At 62.1% G+C, this 1,247-nt stretch carries 1 protein-coding gene; it reads right to left on the bottom strand.

Features of this window, described 5'->3' with window-relative positions:
• On the bottom strand, positions 1-1,247 hold a 1,247-nt coding region (locus BRA42_RS02755), incomplete at both ends, for a fasciclin domain-containing protein (protein WP_342772076.1).

Genomic DNA, 1,247 nt, shown 5'->3' with positions numbered 1-1,247 from the left:
GGTTCCGGTGTCACGTTCCCGGTCGGTTCCGGTGTCACGTTCCCGGTCGGTGTCGGTGTCACATTCCCGGTCGGTTCCGGTGTCACGTTCCCGGTCGGAGGCGGAATCTGGGCACCTGATGGGATCAGGACACCGTCGATCACGTAGACGGTGATGCTGTTCGTGATCGGGATCTGGGTCACGACGGCAATGTTGTTGATAACCAGTTGATTGTCGTCGGTGAGCGAGACGTTAACGTCCGTTCCCTCAACGGTCGGCAGCGAGATCTGGCCGTCGGTCGAATTCTGACAGAGCTGTATGAGTTCTTCGATCGTGTAGTCTCCCTGGATGACGTGGTACTCGATGATGGTGTTCAGGAGCGTCGTATTGTTCATGATGGCCGCGAGGGTCTGATTGCCGAGCCCTTCAAACGCATCGTTGGTCGGAGCGCATACGAGGTACGTCCTGTTCTGTTCGAGTTTCTGGTCGAGAGTGGAGTTATTTAAGGCTCCAACGAACGTCGTCAGGTTCCCCTCCCCGGAAAGCCCCGCAGCGATCTCGGCCGTGATGCCCGCTCCGGTCGTCGGTTCGGGTGTCACGTTTCCGGTCGGCTCCGGTGTCACGTTCCCGGTCGGCTCAGGCGTCACATTCCCGGTGGGTTCCGGTGTTACGTTCCCTGTCGGCTCAGGTGTTACGTTCCCGGTGGGTTCGGGCGTTACGTTCCCGGTGGGTTCGGGCGTTACGTTCCCGGTGGGTTCCGGTGTCACGTTCCCTGTGGGTTCCGGTGTTACGTTCCCTGTGGGTTCCGGTGTCACATTCCCGGTCGGTTCGGGTGTCACGTTCCCTGTCGGCTCCGGTGTCACGTTCCCGTCGGCGGTGACGTTTACCGTCTTGAAGACGAGCGGGACGACCGGCGTGTGGTCGTTATTGGTCAGCTGGACCGAGAGGTTGTGCTCTCCCGCCGTCACGTTCTCCCAGGTGTGGGTGAGGTTCGTGGAGATGACATAGCCGCCGGTCTCCGGGACGGCCGGTTCGCTCGCGTTCGTCGGCACCGGGGCGTCAAGGTAGTAGTGCAGGTGGCCTTCGCCCGGCACATTCGCCTGGCCGGTCGGTTCGACCAGCGTGAAGTTCGTGACGTTCACGCTCACCGTCACGTTCCCGGCGGGGACGCTGGCGCCCTCCTCCGGCGATACGATGGTGACGTTCGCTCCGGTCGGCTCCGGTGTTACGTTCCCGGTGGGTTCGGGTGTCACGTTCCCGGTCGGCTC

Origin of the sequence: Methanoculleus sp. UBA374 (assembly GCA_002508705.1) — an archaeon.
In the GTDB taxonomy this organism is placed as follows: domain Archaea; phylum Halobacteriota; class Methanomicrobia; order Methanomicrobiales; family Methanoculleaceae; genus Methanoculleus; species Methanoculleus palmolei.
Note: the sequence above shows the minus strand (reverse complement) of the source record. Positions and strands in the feature narration are given on the sequence as shown.